18 protein-coding genes are annotated in these 15,634 nt (G+C 71.3%); 6 read left to right on the top strand and 12 right to left on the bottom strand.

The genetic code is table 11. The features are described from left to right. Positions 1-34 precede the first annotated feature (34 nt). From ABD882_RS03285 to ABD882_RS03315, 7 genes are all read right to left on the bottom strand, one after another. On the bottom strand, positions 35-1,177 hold the full coding sequence (locus tag ABD882_RS03285) for an ABC transporter permease (RefSeq protein ID WP_345184321.1): 1,143 nt from the start codon (positions 1,175-1,177) through the stop codon (positions 35-37). After that, positions 1,174-2,070: an ABC transporter ATP-binding protein gene (locus tag ABD882_RS03290; protein WP_345184324.1), complete on the bottom strand. Its 897-nt coding sequence runs from the start codon at positions 2,068-2,070 to the stop codon at positions 1,174-1,176. Before ABD882_RS03290 ends, ABD882_RS03285 begins: the two co-directional genes overlap by 4 nt. A gap of 117 nt (positions 2,071-2,187) precedes the next feature. Then, the gene (locus tag ABD882_RS03295; RefSeq protein WP_345184326.1) at positions 2,188-3,432 is read right to left on the bottom strand and encodes a benzoate/H(+) symporter BenE family transporter; all 1,245 of its coding nucleotides are present in this window, start codon (positions 3,430-3,432) and stop codon (positions 2,188-2,190) included. A gap of 78 nt (positions 3,433-3,510) precedes the next feature. Next, positions 3,511-3,933, bottom strand: coding sequence for a type II toxin-antitoxin system VapC family toxin (locus tag ABD882_RS03300; protein WP_345184328.1), 423 nt, complete (start codon positions 3,931-3,933; stop codon positions 3,511-3,513). Continuing rightward, entirely contained in the window at positions 3,930-4,193 is a 264-nt protein-coding gene (locus ABD882_RS03305; RefSeq protein ID WP_345184330.1) for an AbrB/MazE/SpoVT family DNA-binding domain-containing protein, read from the bottom strand. Before ABD882_RS03305 ends, ABD882_RS03300 begins: the two co-directional genes overlap by 4 nt. A 112-nt stretch (positions 4,194-4,305) precedes the next feature. Then, positions 4,306-4,986, bottom strand: a complete 681-nt coding sequence (locus tag ABD882_RS03310; RefSeq protein WP_345184332.1) for a response regulator — start codon at positions 4,984-4,986, stop codon at positions 4,306-4,308. Next, positions 4,983-6,239: a sensor histidine kinase gene (locus ABD882_RS03315; protein WP_345184334.1), complete on the bottom strand. Its 1,257-nt coding sequence runs from the start codon at positions 6,237-6,239 to the stop codon at positions 4,983-4,985. Before ABD882_RS03315 ends, ABD882_RS03310 begins: the two co-directional genes overlap by 4 nt. Positions 6,240-6,386: 147 nt before the next feature. Between ABD882_RS03315 and ABD882_RS03320 the strand changes: the two genes are divergently transcribed. The 3 genes from ABD882_RS03320 to ABD882_RS03330 all read left to right on the top strand — a co-directional run bounded on the left by ABD882_RS03320 (position 6,387) and on the right by ABD882_RS03330 (position 8,354). Then, a complete protein-coding gene (locus tag ABD882_RS03320) occupies positions 6,387-6,827 on the top strand; it encodes a VOC family protein (RefSeq protein WP_345184335.1) in 441 nt (146 codons plus the stop codon). An 18-nt stretch (positions 6,828-6,845) separates the two neighbouring features. Beyond that, positions 6,846-7,565: a winged helix-turn-helix transcriptional regulator gene (locus ABD882_RS03325; protein WP_345184337.1), complete on the top strand. Its 720-nt coding sequence runs from the start codon at positions 6,846-6,848 to the stop codon at positions 7,563-7,565. Between the two features lie 78 nt (positions 7,566-7,643). Beyond that, a complete protein-coding gene (locus ABD882_RS03330) occupies positions 7,644-8,354 on the top strand; it encodes a dihydrofolate reductase family protein (protein WP_345184338.1) in 711 nt (236 codons plus the stop codon). 18 nt (positions 8,355-8,372) lie between these two features. On the opposite strand, the gene ABD882_RS03335 is transcribed toward ABD882_RS03330, so the two are convergent. Continuing rightward, positions 8,373-9,197 (bottom strand): HAD family hydrolase, encoded by an 825-nt coding sequence (locus ABD882_RS03335; RefSeq protein WP_345184340.1) that lies wholly within the window; start codon positions 9,195-9,197, stop codon positions 8,373-8,375. Next, positions 9,194-10,039: an exodeoxyribonuclease III gene (locus ABD882_RS03340; RefSeq protein ID WP_345184341.1), complete on the bottom strand. Its 846-nt coding sequence runs from the start codon at positions 10,037-10,039 to the stop codon at positions 9,194-9,196. Before ABD882_RS03340 ends, ABD882_RS03335 begins: the two co-directional genes overlap by 4 nt. A gap of 54 nt (positions 10,040-10,093) precedes the next feature. Here ABD882_RS03340 and ABD882_RS03345 point away from each other — a divergent pair, with 54 nt between their 5' ends. Beyond that, a complete protein-coding gene (locus ABD882_RS03345; RefSeq protein ID WP_345184343.1) occupies positions 10,094-10,666 on the top strand; it encodes a DUF6611 family protein in 573 nt (190 codons plus the stop codon). A gap of 83 nt (positions 10,667-10,749) precedes the next feature. Here the strand turns inward: ABD882_RS03345 and ABD882_RS03350 are convergent, their stop codons facing one another. The 3 genes from ABD882_RS03350 to ABD882_RS03360 all read right to left on the bottom strand — a co-directional run bounded on the left by ABD882_RS03350 (position 10,750) and on the right by ABD882_RS03360 (position 14,025). Then, a complete protein-coding gene (locus ABD882_RS03350) occupies positions 10,750-12,945 on the bottom strand; it encodes a malate synthase G (RefSeq protein WP_345184345.1) in 2,196 nt (731 codons plus the stop codon). Next, a complete protein-coding gene (locus ABD882_RS03355; protein ID WP_345184346.1) occupies positions 12,942-13,373 on the bottom strand; it encodes a GlcG/HbpS family heme-binding protein in 432 nt (143 codons plus the stop codon). The genes ABD882_RS03350 and ABD882_RS03355 overlap by 4 nt, the downstream gene beginning before the upstream one ends. Positions 13,374-13,482: 109 nt before the next feature. Then, on the bottom strand, positions 13,483-14,025 hold the full coding sequence (locus tag ABD882_RS03360; RefSeq protein ID WP_345184348.1) for a YbhB/YbcL family Raf kinase inhibitor-like protein: 543 nt from the start codon (positions 14,023-14,025) through the stop codon (positions 13,483-13,485). Positions 14,026-14,121: 96 nt separating this feature from the next. Between ABD882_RS03360 and pyrE the strand changes: the two genes are divergently transcribed. Both pyrE and ABD882_RS03370 read left to right on the top strand, forming a co-directional pair. Further along, positions 14,122-14,697 carry an orotate phosphoribosyltransferase gene (pyrE, locus tag ABD882_RS03365; protein WP_345184349.1) on the top strand — a complete coding sequence of 192 codons (576 nt, stop codon included), beginning with the start codon at positions 14,122-14,124 and terminating at the stop codon, positions 14,695-14,697. Continuing rightward, entirely contained in the window at positions 14,694-15,632 is a 939-nt protein-coding gene (locus tag ABD882_RS03370; protein ID WP_345184351.1) for an ROK family protein, read from the top strand. Before pyrE ends, ABD882_RS03370 begins: the two co-directional genes overlap by 4 nt. The last annotated feature ends 2 nt before the right edge of the window (positions 15,633-15,634 follow it).

Below are 15,634 nucleotides of genomic sequence, written 5' to 3' on the forward strand. Positions count from 1 at the left end.
TAACCCGGTCAGCCCTCCCCATCCGCCGACCGCCTCAGCCGCGCAGGGCCTCCCGCAGCGAGACGCGCGCTCCCATGCGCAGCAGCGAGTTCTCGTAGATCTTCGCCGCCACCAGGATCGCGATCACGCACGAGACGAGCAGGATCGCGAGCGATACCAGCGGCTCCCACCACTGTGCGTCGCCCACGAACAGGCGCACCGGCATCCCGACCGGGGCGGAGAACGGCACGTACGACAGCACCGTCATCACCACGGGGTTGTCGTTGAAGAAGATCACCAGGAAGTACGGGAGCATCACCAGCATCGTGATCGGCATCGTGGTGGATCCGATGTCCTCCTGCCGCGACACCATCGCGGCCGCCGCGGCGAACAGCGAGGCCAGCAGCACGAACCCGAACAGGAAGAACACCGCGAACCAGACCAGGGGAGCGCCGAGCCCCGCCAGCACCCCGTTCTGCCCCGTCACGATCAGCCCGACCACGGCGATCGCGGCCAGCAGCAGGATCTGCGCCATCGCCAGCACCGTGTTCCCGAGGATCTTGCCCGCCAGCAGCACGCGGGCGGGGATCGCGGCGAGCAGCAGCTCGACGACCCGGGTCTGCTTCTCCTCCACGACGCTCTGCGCCATCGTCGCCCCGAATGTCGACGCGGCCATCAGGAACACGACGCCGAAGCCGATCGCGACCAGGTACCGCAGCACCGGATTGGTCTTCTCGGGCTCGAGGATCGTGACCTTCGGCGTCTTCGCGAGCAGGCCCTGCAGGCTGCTCGGCGCACTGTGCAGGGCGACGACCGTGTAACCGAAGGCGTTGTCGCCCGGCGCCGGGATGAGCGCGGCCTCGACCGTGCCCGCACGGACGAGCTTCTCGGCGGCGGTCGCATCGGCCGTCTCGGTGAGGGCGAGGCCGGGCAGGCCGTGCACGATCTGCGCCGTCTCCGACGTCACCGCGATCTTCGTCTCGGACGTGTTCTTGCTCATGAACCCGCCGATGAGCACACCGGCGAGGGCGATCAGCAGCAGGATCCCGGTCGAGATCAGGAACACCTTGCTGCGCAGCTTCGATCCGATCTCGCGTTCGGCGACGAGGAAGACCCCGCTGCCGGCCGAGAGTCCGCTCGCGCTCGACGGCGTCGTACGGGTATCGCGGGTCCCAGGGGTAAGGCGGGTGGCGCTCACTGGATGACCTCCTTGAAGATCTGGGCGAGAGAGGGGTGCTGCGGGGCGAAGGAGCGCACGGGACCGTGGCCGAGCGCGGTGCGCAGGATCCGCTGCGCATCATCGGCCGAGTCCGCATCGAACACCGCCGTCCCGCCCTCGAAATCGACGACCGAGACACCCGGCTCGGAGCGGATCCAGCCGGCGTCCGCATCCGAGACGAGTTCATAGCGCGGGCTTGCGTGCCGGGCGCGCAGATCCTCGCGGGATCCGGACGCCCGGATCGTGCCGCCGGCGATGATGACGAGATCGTCGCAGAGCCGCTCGACGACATCGAGCTGGTGCGAGGAGAACAGGATCGAGCAGCCCTGCGCGGCACGCGCCTGCAGCACCCCGGCGACCACGTCGACCGCGAGCGGGTCCAGGCCCGAGAACGGCTCGTCGAGGATGAGCACCTCCGGGTCGTGCACCAGCGCGGCGGCGATCTGCGCCCGCTGCTGATTGCCGAGCGAGAGCGCCTCGATGGCGTCGTGCAGGCGCTCGCCGAGTCCGAGCTCGGTCAGCAGCGCCTCGCCGCGGGCGGCGGCATCGCCCTTGCTGAACCCGTGCAGCCGGGCGAGGTAGGTGACCTGCTCGAGCACCTTCATCTTCGGGTACAGCCCGCGCTCCTCCGGCATGTAGCCGAAGTGCCGCCGGTCGGCGTCGGTGACCGCGCGCCCGTCGAGCTGCACGGATCCGCCGTCCGAGGCGAGCACCCCGAGCACGATCCGCATGGTCGTGGTCTTGCCCGCCCCGTTGCCGCCGACGAAGCCGGTGAGCCGGCCGGGCGCGACCCGGAACGAGACGTCGTCGAGCACCCGCCGCGAGCCGTAGCTCTTGGTGACGCCCGTCAGATCGAGAAGGCCTGTGGTCACTTCGACTCACTCCGTTCGCTCAGCGCATCGCATGCCTCCCACGCTATTGAGCCGGGAGCCGCGGGAACATCCCCCGCAGGGTGGATCCTTGCGCCGGGCTGCACCGGGTGCCGTCGCTCACCGCCGCCCGAGGTGCAGCACGCCGCGCACGAGCAGGCCGGCCAGCAACGCCCAGAACGCGGCGCTCACGCCCCAGAACGCCACGCCGCTCGCGGCGACGAGGAAGGTGACGACGGCCGGGGTGCGCTCGCCGGGGTCGTCGATCGCCTGCTGCACTGCGGATCCGAACGCGCCGAACAGGGCAAGGCCCGCGACCGCGGGGATGACCGAGGCCGGGGCGAGCACGACGAGGGCGGCGAACGCCGCCGAGAAGCCGCCGAGCACGAGGTACGACACGCCCGTCGACACTCCGGCGATCCAGCGGCGCTTCGGATCCGGCTCCGCATCGGGCGCGGCCGCGAGGGCGGCGCTGATCGCCGCGAGGTTGATCGCGTGCCCGCCGGCGGGGGCGCCGAGGGCCGTGCCGATCCCGGTCACGAGCATCGCGGGACGCCAGGGCACCTCGTAGCCGAAGCTGCGCATCACGGCGATGCCGGGCACGTTCTGTGAGGCCATCGTGACGATGAACAGGGGCAGGGCGATCCCGACGAGCGAGCCGAGCGTGAACGTCGGCAGGGTGAGTTCCAGATGCGGGAGCAGGGTCGCCGGATCCAGTCCGGATCCCGTCGACGCGCCTCCCGTCACGAGTCCCGCGACGATCACGACGGTCGCGGTGACGAACGCCAGCGGCACCGCCCAGCGCGGCGCGAGCCGGGCGAACACGAGCCAGGTCAGCACGACCGGGATCACGCCCCACGGGTTCTTCGCGAGCCCGATGACGGGAGCGAGGCAGAGCGGCAGCAGCACGCCGGCGAGCATCGCCTGCGCGATCGAGGGCGGAATCGCCGCGATGAGGGATCCGATCTGCGGCACGAGCGCGGTGAGCAGGATCAGCGCGGCGACGACCAGGAACGCACCGACCGCCGCGGGCCAGCCGCCGTCGACCGCCGTGCCCGCTCCCGCCGCTCCGCCGGATCCGGCCAGCAGCGCCGCACCCGGCGTGGACCAGGCCGACGTGATCGGCATGCGATACCGCCAGGCCAGCACGATGCACGCGACGCCCATCGTGAGGCTGAGCGCGAGCAGTCCGCTCGCGGCCTGGGCGTGCGACGCGCCGACGGCGACGAGTCCGGTGAGCACGACGGCGAAGGAGCTCGTGAACCCGACCAGCGCGGTGACGACCCCGGCCAGGATCGGGCGGGACAGCGGTCCGGGCAGTGATGAGGACGTGCGGGATCCGGGTGGGCGCGCGGAGTCGGACATGGGGTAGAGGGTATCGGTCCGCCGACGTGCTGCACGCCTGCGGGGGTGATCCGCGTCGCGGGAGGCGGCGATCCGTCGTCACCCCTCCAGCAGCCGCCAGCCCAGGCGTCGAGCAGCGGCGCGGTCGAAGGTGACGGCTTCGCTGACACCGAACTGCAGGTAGGTCGCATGGATCAGGGCGTCCGCGAAGTCCGCGCCGTTCTCGGCGAGCTCCACTGCCTGAACGATTCCTTCGCTGTCGTCGAATTCGAGCGTCTCGACCTCGAGGAGGCGGCGGATCATGCTGAGGGAGGCTTCGCGCGACAGTCGGTAGCTGCGCTGCAGGACCCAGTAGATCTCGGCCAGGTTCACGGCGGTGAGGAAGCCGGGTTTGTCGGGAGTGCAGGCCTCGAGCACCTCGGCTGCTGCGGCGAACTGTGCTTCGTCGTCGCGGATCAGGTACCGCAGGATGACATTCGTATCGATGCCGACGAGCCCGTCCGTCAGGCCGAGCCGGTTCACGGCGCGATCCCGCGCATCCCGCTCTCCGCCGCACCGTCGGCGATCGCGTCGTTCATCTCATCGATCGTGATCGTCTTCCGGTTCGGGTCGTGCAGCACCCCGGCGAGAGCGCTGAGCCGGCGATTGCGCGGCACGATGGCGGCACGTCTGCCCGGGAGCACCACGAACAGCACCTTGTCGCCCGGGCTGAGGCCGAGGTCGTCCCGCACCTCCTTGGGCATCGTGAACTGCCCCTTGCTGGTCATCGTCGCGATCGCCATGGCAACTCCCCTCCGTGCAGACAAATTTACCGTCGGCCTGCAGAACCCGCCATATGTAAGGCGAAACAGATAACGCCTTACACCGTCTTCGCGTCGTGCGCCGGCCCCGGCGTCAGGCCAGCCCGAGCCGGTGCGCGAGCACGACGGCCTGCACGCGGTCGCGGGCGCCGAGCTTCTGCAGGATCCGGGACACGTGCGTCTTGACGGTCGCCTCGCCGATGAACAGCTCGGTGGCGATCTCGGCGTTGCTCCAGGCCTCGGCGACCAGGCGCAGCACCTCGGCCTCGCGGTCGGTGAGAGGCTCGGGCAGCGCGGCGCGGGGCAGCGCGGTAGCGGGCGCGTGGCGCTCCGCCGGCGTCGGCGCGTCGACGAACCGCCGCAGCACCCGGCGCGTCACCTCGGGGGCGAGCATGCCGTCGCCCGCGGCCAGGGCGCGGACGGCCGCGACGAGCTCCTCGGGGCCGGCGTTCTTCAGCAGGAACCCGCTGGCGCCCGCGTCCAGCGCCTCGAACAGGTAGTCGTCGCGGTCGAACGTCGTCACGATCGCCACGGATGCGCGGATCCGCTCGTCCGCCCGGATCCGACGGGTCGCCTCGAGTCCGTCGACGCCCGGCATCTGCACATCCATCGTGATGACGTCGGGGAGCAGGGATCCGGCGAGCGCGACCGCCTCGGCGCCGTTCGCCGCCTCGCCGACGACCGTGATGTCCGGCTGCAGGTCGAGGATGGTGCGGAATCCGGCGCGGAGCAGCGCGTGATCGTCGACGAGCAGCACGCGGATCGGGCCGGTCACGCGTCGCCCCCGGCATCCACCGGCAGCGTGGCACGCACCCGGAATCCGCCGGCCGCGCGCGGCACGAGCTCGATCGTGCCGCCGGAGGCGGTGGCGCGCTCCCGCATGCCGAGCTGACCGAGCCCCGGGCGGGGGACGGGCACGATCCGGCCCGAGTTCACGACCTCGAGCTCGACCGCGCGGCGACCGTCGTGACCGTGCGAGAACCGGATCCGCACGTCCGCCTCCGCCCCCGGGCCTGCGTGCCGACGGGCGTTGGTGAGCGCCTCCTGAGCGATCCGGTAGAGGTTGACGGCGGTGAGCCTCGGCACCGGAATCGGATCGCCGACCACGTGCAGCCGCGCGGGCAGGCCCGCCGCCGACGACGCCTCGACGAGCCCCGCGATGTCGTCGACGCCGACGGTCGACGCCTCGTCCGCTCCGTCACCGGGTGCGCGCAGGGTGTCCAGCAGCTGACGGAAGTCGTGGATCGCCTCGCGTGCCGACGTCTCGATGCCGGCGACGATCGCGGTCGCGGCCCGCGGATCCTCCGGGATCATGATCCGGGCGGCCCCCGCCTGCACGCCCATGACCGACACATGGTGCGCGACGACGTCGTGCAGCTCGCGGGCGATCCTGACCCGGTCGAGCGCGACGGCCTGCGCGGCGCTGAGCTCGCGCTCGTGCTCCAGCTCGGCGGTGCGCTGCTCGAGGGCGGTGCGTTCAGCAGCCGCGCTCCAGCTGCGCTCGCCGAAGTAGTAGGCGCCACCGAAGTACAGCACGTTCAGCAGCACCTGCAGCATCATGAACGCCACATAGGGCGAGAAGGCCCCCGCGGCGACGTCGGCCTTCGCGGCCTGGTCGATCGCGTCGCGGTACATCACGATGATCAGCCACACGGCCATCACGAAGATGATCCCGGCGCGCACCAGGAAGGCGCCGCGGCGCGAGTGCATCCACGCGCCGACCGTGTACAAGGCGATGAACATCGCGATGTTGCCGACGTAGATCTCCGGCACCCGCACCGTGACGGCGATGACATAACTGAGCGAGACGACGATCGCGGCCGCGGCGGGCCAGCGCCGGCGCACGGCGAGCGATGCGGCGATCACCAGCAGGTAGGGGATCGCCGTCCACAGCTCGGCCTGCTGGGATCCGTAGACCTTCGCGATCGACGAGAGCCCGGCGCTGAGGATCCCGCCCACGAGCAGAGCCCCGGCAAGGAACACGTCCTGGCGGAGCTCGCGCGGCGTGGGCGTGCGGGTGAACGGCATGCCTCCACCGTAGGGCGGACGGATCCGGCCGGGCATCCCCCGCGGGACGGATCCGATTCCTTCAACTTGCTATTGACAAGCGTCCTTGTTTTTTGCAAGCTAGTCTCAGCGGACCCGACGAGGGGGCCCATCGACAGAGGAGTCATCGTGACCAACGTCTTCGTCAACCTGCCCACCACAGACCTCGAGCGCGCCAAGGCCTTCTACACCGCGCTCGGCTGCGAGATCAATCCGCAGTTCACCGACGAGAACGGCGCCTGCGTCGTCTGGGACGACAACGTCTACTTCATGGTGATCACACGCGAGTTCTTCTCGACGTTCACCGACAAGCCGATCGCCGATCCGAACGCCTCGCTGCAGGTCTCGGTCGCGTTCAGCCGCGACTCCCGCGAGGACGTCGATGCGATCATCGCCAAGGGGATCGCCGCGGGCGGCACCGAGCCCAAGCCCGCGCAGGACTACGGCTTCATGTACTCGCGCGACCTGGACGACCCGGACGGCAACTCGCTCGGCTTCCTGTTCATGGAGCCCGCCGCCGTCGAGCAAGGCCCGGAGGCGTACATGGCCGCGCAGGCGGCAGAGGCCTGATGCGGAAGCTGTCCTGACATGGCCGCCCGGAGCTACGGCCAATACTGCGGCGTCACGACGGCCGTCGAGCTGATCGGGGAGCGCTGGGCTCTGCTCATCGTCCGCGATCTGCTCGTGGGCCCGCGCCGGTACACCGACCTGAAGCAGGGCCTGCCAAGGATCCCGACGAACATCCTGTCCTCCCGGCTCACGCAGCTGCAGGAGGCCGGGGTGGTGCGCCGGGTCCCGATGCGCAACTGCGGTCTCGTGTACGAGCTCACGCCATACGGGCAGGCGCTCGAGCCGATCGTGCTGGCGCTCGGGCGCTGGGGGTTCCAGGCGATGGGCGATCCGGATGAGGGCGACGTCGTGACGCCCGACTCGCTCACGATGGCGCTGCGCACGTCGTTCCAGTCCGGATCCGGCGACCGCTTCGACATCGAGCTGCACGTCGGCGATGTGGCGCTGCGGGTGATCGTCGACGCGGGCGTGTTGACCGTGGCGCAGCTCGCCCCGCCCGCGCCCCCCGTCGGCGGCGCGCTGCCGCCCGGCGAGCCGGAGGCGGTCGTCGTCGCCGGCCCCGGCATCCGGCGCCTGATCGCCGGCGCGGTCACCCCGGCCGAGGCGATCGCGCAGGACGTCGTGGCGGTCGTCCGCGGCGAGGAGCGGATCCTGGACGCCTTCGCCCGCACGTTCCACATCGCCCCGATCCCGGCTCCGGCCATCCTGGAGTCCCTGGAGCCGATCGGATTACCATGACCGCGAGACTGCAACTAGGCGGCGAGAATGCAGCAATACGACGCAGTCTCGCCGCCCAGTTGCAGTCTCGCGGGTGGGGTGGCCGGGACGGGGGACCGCAGCACGCACACGAACCGCACCACCAACACGAACCGCACCACCAACACGAACCGCAACACGAAGGAGTGCATCATGACCGGCCGCATCATCATCGACCTGTTCACGACGCTGGACGGCGTCGCTCAGGCTCCGGGCGGACCAGAGGAGGACACGTCGGACGGCTTCCGTTTCGGCGGGTGGCAGGCGACCCTGCCCAGCGAGGCGGTGATGCGCTCGGTCACCGCGGGTATGGACACGCTCGACGCGCTCATACTGGGCCGGCGCACCTACGACATCTTCGCCGGGTACTGGCCGGAGCACACGACGGGCCCCGAGGGCTTCATCGGCCAGCTGTTCGACCGGGTGCCGAAGTACGTGGCCTCGCGTGACGCCGGGATCGAGCTCGGCTGGCAGGGCAGCACCAGGATCGGCGCGGATCTGCCCGCCGAGATCGCCGCGATGCGCGAGCAGCATCAGGACGTGCACGTCATCGGCAGCGTCGACTTCGTGCAGACCCTGCTCTCCGAGCAGCTCTACGACGAGCTGCAGCTCTGGGTGTACCCGATCGTGCTCGGCCAGGGCAAGAAGGTGTTCCCCGACGGGGTGCGTCCGGCCAACCTGCGGCTGGTGCACGCCGAGTCGGGCGACGGCGGAACGCTGCTGCTGCGCTACGCCCCGCTGCCGGGAGAGCCCACGACCGGGACGATGTGACGAGGGGCGGACGCCGCCTCAGCCCGCCAGCAACCGCTCCAGCACGATCGCCGCGCCGTCCTCGGCGTTCGAGCCCGTCACTACGTCCGCGGCGGCGAGGGCTTCGGGTTCGGCGTTCGCCATCGCTACTCCGCGGCCGGCCCAGCGCAGCATCTCGACGTCGTTGAGGGCGTCGCCGAACGCGAGCACCTCGGACCGTTCGATCCCGAGCCGCGCGCACAGCTGGGCCAGCCCGGTCGCCTTCGAGACGCCCGCGGCCATCACCTCGACGAACGGGGCGCCGGACAGCGTCGCCGCGAACCCGTCCTGATCGAGCGTGGCCAGCACCGCGAACAGATCGGGCGGCGCGATCGTGGAGTGCCGGATCACGAGCTTCAGACTCGGTGTCGCCACGACCTCGGCCAGCGGCACGGCGCCCATCGTCTCCGGATCCCGCTTGTGATCGCCGTGGGCCGCGAGGGCGGCGTATCCGTCCTGCGCGACGAAGACCTCCCCCGCCTCGCGCACGCTCGCGAACAGCAGGCCGGAGATCCGCTCTCCCAGTTCACGCGCGATGCGCTGCTGCACCGGCACCGCGATCTCGGAGGCGAACAGCTGCTCGCGGGTGCGCAGGTGGATGCCGTACGCGCCGTTGCCGCACAGCGCCCAGCCGTCGAAACCGGCCTCCGCGGCGATCTCGCGCAGACCGATCGGCTGGCGGGCGGTCACCGGGATGACGAGGATCCCGGCGGCGCGGGCCGCGTCGAGTGCGGCGCGGGTGCGGGTGCTGACGTGGCCGGACGGATCGAGCAGGGTGCCGTCGAGATCGGTCGCGATGAGGCGGATCCGGTCGTCCGCGCTCACGCGAAGATCATCGGCAGGTCGTCGTCTTCCTCCGCCCCCGCGAGCTCGAGGTCGACGACCACAGGCACGTGGTCGCTGGGCTGCTCGCCCTTGCGCTCGTTGCGGTGGATGGAGGCGCCCTTCACGGCGTCGGCGAGGGCGGAGGATCCGAGCACGAAGTCGATCCGGACGCCCTCGTTGCGCGGGAACTTCAGGCGCTGATAGTCCCAGTAGGTGTACCCCTCGGGCAGCAGCGGCCGCACCACGTCGTGCACACCCGCGGACTCGAGCGCGAAGAACGCTGCACGCTCCTCGGGGGAGACGTGCGTCGACTTTCCGACGACGATGTCGGGATCCCCGTTGTCGCGGTCGAACGGGATGATGTTGAAGTCGCCGACGAGGGCGAGGGGCAGGCCGGGGGAGGCGGCGAGCTCGGCGGCGGTCGCGGTGCGCAGCGCCTCGAGCCAGTGCAGCTTGTACGCCAGATGCGGGTCGTCGAGCGAGCGGCCGTTCGGCACGTACAGGCTCCACACGCGCACGCCGTTCACGATCGCGCCGAGCGCCCTGGCCTCGAGCGGCGCATCGGGACCCTCATGGCCCTTCGCGAAGCCGGGCATGCTGTCGAAGGAGGTGCGCACATCGGTCATCGGCTCGCGGCTCGCGATCGCGACGCCGTTCCACTGATTCAGGCCGTGCGCCTCGACGTGGTACCCGGCCTCCTCGAACGGCGCGTACGGGAACTGCTCGGGCTTGCACTTGATCTCCTGCATCGCGAGCACGTCGATGTCCTCGCGCACGGCGAACTCGACGGTGCGGGCGACGCGGGTGCGGATGGAGTTGACGTTCCAGGTGGCCAGGCGCATGGATCCAGCCTACGGGCGGGCGGCGACACTGCGCCCAGCTCGGCGCGTGGATCCATGGTCATCGTTCAGCGAACAGCGGCGCCGGGGCGCGCGCCGTCCCACCCGGTGCTCCGCCGCCCCCGCCCGCACTGGGGATACCTGTCGCGCAGCGTCGGCCGCTACGGCGTGGTCTCGAGCGTGCTCGTCATCTACTCGCCCGATGCGTCTGAGCACGACCGTCGCCGGGCCGACCTGTCGCGCGTCTACCCGCCGATCGCGGGCGGCACGGCGCTGATCGCCTGGATCGGACTCTCCGCCGCGGGGCTGCCGCTGCTGCCGTCCGCCCTGGTGCTCGCGGTGCTGGTGATCCCGCTCGGGATCCTCCTCGCGGTACGGTCGGGGCCGACACGACACGCGGCGGCGACCGTGTGGTCGTGCACCCCGCTGCTCGGCGAGGACGACGAGCAGGCGAGTGGGCGGCGGCGCCTCGACGCGCTCGCCGACACGATCCAGGCCGCGAGCCTCGCGTATCGCCGACGTGAGATCGACCCGGACCGGTTCGAGCGGATCTGGCGGTCGGTCCACCTGCACGCGATGGCGTCCGCGCCCGCCCCGCGGTGGGTCGAGGTGAGACCGTCCGTGCGCTGAGGCGCGGGGAAACACCGCGTCGTCCCCGCCAGCGCACCCTATAGGCTCCGCTGGCGGGGACGACTCGGTGGTGGTGGCGGGGGTCAGGCCCCGGGGGTCAAGCCCCGGGCGGCCTGCTCGGCCTTCTTCTCGCGGCGCAGGCCGTGCAGCAGCGGCTCGGTGTATCCGCTCGGCTGCGTCGCCCCCTCCGTGATCAGACGGCGGGCCGCGGTGTACGCGATGCCGGGGGCGGATCCCTCCGCGAACGCGAGCGGCTCGTAGTTCGGATCGCCAGCGTTCTGCTCGTCCACGACCACGGCCAGGCGGCGCAGGCTGTCGTCGACCTGTGCCTCGGTGATCACGCCGTGCTGCAGCCAGTTGGCGAGCAGCTGGCTCGAGATGCGCAGGGTGGCGCGGTCCTCCATGAGGCCGACGCCGTGGATGTCCGGAACCTTCGAGACGCCGATGCCCTGGTCGATCCAGCGCACGACGTAGCCGAGGATCGACTGCACGTTGTTGTCGATCTCTGCGGCGACGATCTCGGCCGTCAGAGCCGACGGATCCGCGAGCGGCGGCACGAGCAGCGTGTTCAGCGCGTCGGGGGAGACGGGCGGCAGAGTCTCCCGCACCGCGAACGCGTCGACCTGGTGGTAGTGCAGTGCGTGCAGGGTCGCGGCGGTCGGCGACGGCACCCACGCCGTCGACGCCCCCGAGAGCGGGTGCACGATCTTCTTCTCGAGCATGGCGTGCATCAGGTCGGGCTCGGCCCACATGCCCTTGCCGATCTGCGCGCGCCCGCTGAGTCCGCTGGCCAGGCCGATCGCGACGTTGCGATCCTCGTACGCCTGCATGAACGGCTGCGCCTTGATCCCCGCCTTCGGCAGGAACGGGCCGGCGTGCAGCGAGGTGTGGATCTCGTCGCCGGTGCGGTCCAGGAATCCGGTGTTGATGAACACGACGCGATCGGATCCCGCGGCGATGGATGCGGCCAGGTTCGCCGACGTGCGGCGCTCCTCGTCCATGATCCCGAACTTGAGCGTGCGGGCGGGCAGGCCGAGGACCTCTTCCACGCGGCCGAACAGGTCGGCCGCGAAGGCGACCTCCTCCGGGCCGTGCATCTTCGGCTTCACGATGTACAGGGATCCGGTGCGCGAGTTGCGTCCGGCGGTGGGGCCCTCGAGCTCCGGCAGGAAGCCGACCGCGGTCATGATCGCGTCGAGGATCCCCTCGAAGATGGGCTGGCCGTCGCGGTCGAGCACGGCGTCGGAGCGCATCAGGTGCCCGACGTTGCGGATGAACAGCACGGCGCGGCCTGGCAGGGTGATCTCGCCGCCGTCGGCGGTGCGGTAGGTGCGGTCTTCGGCCAGGGCGCGGGTGAAGGTGCGCCCGCCCTTGGTCACCGTCTCGGTGAGGGTGCCGTCCATGAAGCCGCGCCAGTTGCGGTAGCCGAGCGCCTTGTCGTCGGCGTCGACGGCGGCGACCGAGTCCTCCAGGTCGAGGATCGCGGTGAGGGCGGATTCCAGGATGATGTCCTGCACGCCCGCGGCGTCGGTGCGCCCGATCGCGCCGCCGTGGTCGATCAGGATCTCGGCGTGCAGGCCGTGCTGCACGAGCAGCACGGTGGCCGGGGCCTCGGCCTCTCCGGTGTAGCCGACGAAGCGGGCGGGATCGGCGAGGCGGCGGTCTCCCGTCGCGGTCGAGACCACCAGTCCCGAGGCGTCGACGCGATAGCCGGTGGCGTCGCGATGCGATCCCGCGTCCAGCGGCGCGATCTCGTCGAGCACCTCGCGGCCGAACGAGAGGACGGCTGCACCGCGGGCCGGGTTGAACGCGGCGCCCGGCGCGAGGTCGCCGGTGCGCTCGATCGCGTCGGTGCCGTACAGCGCGTCGTAGAGCGATCCCCAGCGCGCGTTCGCGGCGTTGAGCGCGAAGCGCGCGTTCAGCAGCGGCACGACGAGCTGCGGGCCGGCCATCGTGGCGATCTCCGGGTCGACGCCCTCGGTGGTGACCTGCACGTTCTCCGGCACCGGGACCAGGTAGCCGATCTCGGTGAGGAACGCGCGATACGCGGCGGGGTCGGGCTGGCCGGGGTGCTGGCGGTGGAAGTCATCGATCCTCTCCTGCAGCTCGGCCCGCCGCGCGAGCAGCGCGGCGTTGCGCGGCCCGAGGTCGTGCACGATCTCGCTCACGCCCGCCCAGAACGCCGTGGCGTCGCGCCCGGATTCGGTCAGCGACTCTTCGGCGAACTCGACGATCGGCACGGCGACCGACAGGTCTGCGCGGGAGAGGTACGAGGTCATAGCTGCATTCCTTCAGTGCGGGCGCCGAGGCGCTTCAGGGTCTCGAGTGCGATCTCGGCGTCCTGCGCGGGGCTGCCGCCCGCGACGCCGAGCCCACCGACGAGGAGCTCGCCGAAGAAGATCGGCACGCCCCCGTCGATCGTGGTCAGGATGCCGCCCGTGCCGAGCGGCAGGGCGGCGGCGAGTGCTTCCGGGATCTGCGCGGTGCGGCGCCGGGTCGATGCGGCCGTCGCGGCCTTGCGCCGGCTCGTCTCCGCGCTGTGCGGGGTCGCGCCGTCGGCCATGCCGTAGGCGATCAGCGTCATCGAGGGATCGGCGACAGCGACCACGGCGATCACCCCGTGCTGCCGGCCGATCTCCATGGCGAGAGCCACGGCACGTGCCGCTGTCTCGTAGGTGATCGCTACGGTCTGGCGGTGGGTGGGCATCGGCGTCTCCTGACAGGAAAGTCTCTCGACGTCGAGATTATCATGATGTGAAGCGCAAATTCCACATCTTGAAAGAACTTGATCGAGCGGGATCCGGATCCGGTCGGGCTCAGCGGTCCTCCGGGTCTCCGGTGCCGATCAGGATCCCCCGCGCCAGCACGTGGAAATGCCTGTTGAAGCCGAGATAGGCGGGCGTCTCGTCGCCGTCCAGGTCAATCTCCTCGATGTCCAGCGCATCGACCGTGATGAAGTACCGGTGCACGCCGGTGCCCGCGGGGGGTGCGGCGCCGATGTACCGCTGCAGCCGGGCCTCGTTCGGTAGCGTGATCGCGGCGGCCGGCAGCGATCCGCTCTCGCCGTCGCCCGCGCCGGCGGGCAGGGAGCGCACGTCGGCCGGGATGTTCGCGACGGCCCAGTGCCAGAAGCCGGATCCGGTCGGCGCGTCCGGATCGAACACGCTCAGCGCGAAGCTCTTCGTGCCCGCGGGCGGCTCGCCCCACACCAGCCCGGGGGAGCGGTCGTCGCCTCCGCGCGACTCGGACCACGCCCACGCGGGCAGCGGCCCGCCGGCGTCGAAGTCGGGGCTGGACAGCTCCAGCGGCGGCACCGGCTTGAGCCGGGCGAGGGCGGCGTACGGATCGAGGTCGAGCATGGGGATCCTCCTTCGTCGCGCACCAGTCTCGCACCGCCCGGTTCCCCGGGCCAGAGGCGCCCTCGGGATCCGGATCCGCCGCCCTAGACTTGACGCGTGACGCTCAGCACCCCCGAACTCGAAGCCGACCGCCAGGCGCTCATCGCCCTCATCAAGGACGAGGCGGTGTTCCACGGCGACTTCACGCTGTCCAGCGGCAAGAAGGCGACGTACTACGTCGACATGCGCAAACTCACGCTCGACCACCGGGCGGCACCCGCGATCGGCCGCATCGTGCTCGACCTGCTCCAGGGCCTGGACGGCATCGAGGCCGTCGGCGGGCTCACCCTGGGCGCGGATCCGATCGCCAACGCCGTGCTGCACGAGTCGGTGCGCGCCGGACGCCCGGTCGACGCCTTCGTCGTGCGCAAGGAGCCCAAGGACCACGGTCGCGGTCGTCAGATCGAGGGCGCGGAGGTCGCGGGCAAGCGCGTCGTCGTCGTCGAGGACACCTCCACCACCGGCGGCTCCCCGCTGAAGGCCGTCGAGGTGCTGCGCAAGGCGGGCGCCGAGCCGGTCGCGGTGATCTCGATCGTCGACCGCAAGACGGGCGCGCAGGTCGCGATCGAGGCCGAGGGCCTGCAGTGGCTCGCCGCGATCGACCTCGCCGACCTCGGACTCGACCCGCAGTGACCGCGGCAGGCACGGCTGCGACCGGATCCGCCGACCGCCAGGTCGCCCTCGCCGTCGATGTGGGCGGCACCAAGCTCGAGGCTGCCCTGGTGCGGGCGGACGGGACCGTCGTGGACGGCACCCGCAGCCGCCGCGACACCGGACCTGCCGCGACCTTCGACTCGATGCGCGCCGCGATCGACGCGGTCGTCGCGCACGCCCTCGCCGGACTCGGAGCCGATGACGAGCTGGTCGGCGCCGGCGTCGGCAGCGCGGGGCCGATCGACCGCGAGCACGGCACCATCGTCCCCGTGAACATGCCCGAGGCGCGCGGATTCGACCTGCGCGGCGCCGTGCGGGAGTCGGCATCGGCGGTGCGTGGCGCCGAGGTCGAGACCGTGTTCGCGCATGACGGCGGCTGTCTGGCGCTCGCCGAATCCTGGCTCGGCGCCACTCAGGGTGCCGAGACCTCGCTGTCGATCGTGGTGTCCACGGGCGTGGGCGGCGGCTTCGTGATCGGCGGACGGTACATGCCGGGAGCCTCGGGCAACGCCGGGCACCTCGGCCAGGTGCACGCCACCCCCGACCTCACGGTCGAGCAGGTCGCGTCGGGTCCGGCGAGCGTCGCCTGGGCGCGCACGCAGGGCTGGACGGGCGAGCGCGGCGAGGATCTCGCGCGCGACGCGCAGGCGGGGGATCGGATCGCGCGCGCCGCGATCGAACGCTCCGCGCAGACGGTGGGCGCAGCCCTCGCCGACGCCTCGACCCTGGTCGACCTCGAGGTGGTCGCGATCGGGGGCGGCTTCTCCCGCGTCTCCGACGACTACATCGACCTCGTGCAGGCCGCGCTCACCGCGACTGCGCAGCACGACTACTCCCGCCGCACGCGGGTGGTGCGTTCGGGGCTCGGCGACGAGGGTCCGCTCATCGGCGCTGCCGCGCTCGTGCTGCGCTGAGC

It is taken from the genome of Microbacterium panaciterrae (assembly GCF_039541635.1).
Lineage (GTDB): Bacteria > Actinomycetota > Actinomycetes > Actinomycetales > Microbacteriaceae > Microbacterium > Microbacterium panaciterrae.